Raw genomic sequence first — 1,302 nt, forward strand, 5'->3', positions numbered from 1 at the left:
CATCGGCGGTGTCTACGATAAATTGGGAGAAAAACAGAAAGCGCTAGAGTATTACAGCCAGTCGCTTCCCCTATTGCGGGCAGTGGGCGATCGCGGCCGGGAAGCTATCTCCCTCAACAACATCGGCGGTGTCTACGCAGATTTGGGAGAACAACAGAAAGCACTAGAGTATTACAGCCAGTCGCTTCCCCTATATCGGGCAGTAGGCGATCGCGGCGGGGAAGCTATCACCCTCAACAACATCGGCTTAGGATACTCAGAATTGGGAGAAAAACAGAAAGCGCTAGAGTATTACAGCCAGTCGCTTCCCCTGAGACGTGCAGTAGGCGATCGTGGCGGGGAAGCTATCACCCTCAACAACATCGGCTTAGGATACTCAGAATTGGGAGAAAAACAGAAAGCGCTAGAGTATTACAGCCAGTCCCTTCCCCTGAGGCGGGCAGTAGGCGATCGCGCTGGAGAAGCTCTCACGCTTTACAACATAGGTTATACCAAACGCGACCTAAACAATCTTACCGAAGCCCTCAACGACATTGAATCCTCTCTCAAAATCATCGAAAACCTCCGCACCAAAATTGCCAGCCCCGAACTCCGCAGCTCGTACTTTGCCACAGTCCAGGACTATTACGAATTCTACATCGATTTGTTAATGCAACTGCATAAAACTAATCCTAAATCCGGCTATGATACAAAAGCCTTAGAAGCCAGCGAACGTTCGAGGGCCCGCAGCCTCCTCGAACTCCTTCAAGAAAGTAACGCCAACATTCGCGAAGGTATTTCCCCCGAGTTACTGCAACAAGAAAAGAGCCTGCAACAGCAACTCGATGCTATAGAAAAGCAGCGCATCGAAACAATCAGTACCCCCAATCCCAACGCAACTAAAATCGATGAAATCGACAAACAGCGCCTCGCACTTTTGCAACAATATCAGCAAATTCAAGCCCAAATTCGTACCGCCAGCCCCCGCTACGCTGCCCTCACCCAACCCCAACCTTTAACGCTACCAGAAATTCAGAAACAGATTCTCGATGAAAACACGATTTTATTGCAGTATTCCCTTGGCAAAGACCGCAGTTATTTGTGGGTTGTGACATCAACAGGACTAACTACCTATGAATTACCAAAACAGGTTGATATTGAAACAGCAGCTAAGGACTTCCTAGAGATAATAACTAGCCCAATCCAGAGAGATATTCCCCAACAAGTTGCCCAAGCAAGTGCCAACCTGGGTCAAGTGATTTTACAACCCGCAGCAGCCCAATTAGGCAATAAACGCTTATTAATTGTTCCCGACGGCGTGCT

General features: G+C 48.6%; 1 protein-coding gene. It reads left to right on the top strand.

Annotated elements, in window-relative coordinates; genetic code table 11:
• Positions 1-1,302, top strand: a 1,302-nt coding sequence (locus QUA57_RS28330) for a tetratricopeptide repeat protein (protein WP_333251539.1), incomplete at both ends; no start/stop codon positions are given.

The sequence above is a fragment of the Microcoleus sp. Pol7_B2 genome (assembly GCF_036701035.1).
Lineage (GTDB): Bacteria > Cyanobacteriota > Cyanobacteriia > Cyanobacteriales > Microcoleaceae > Microcoleus.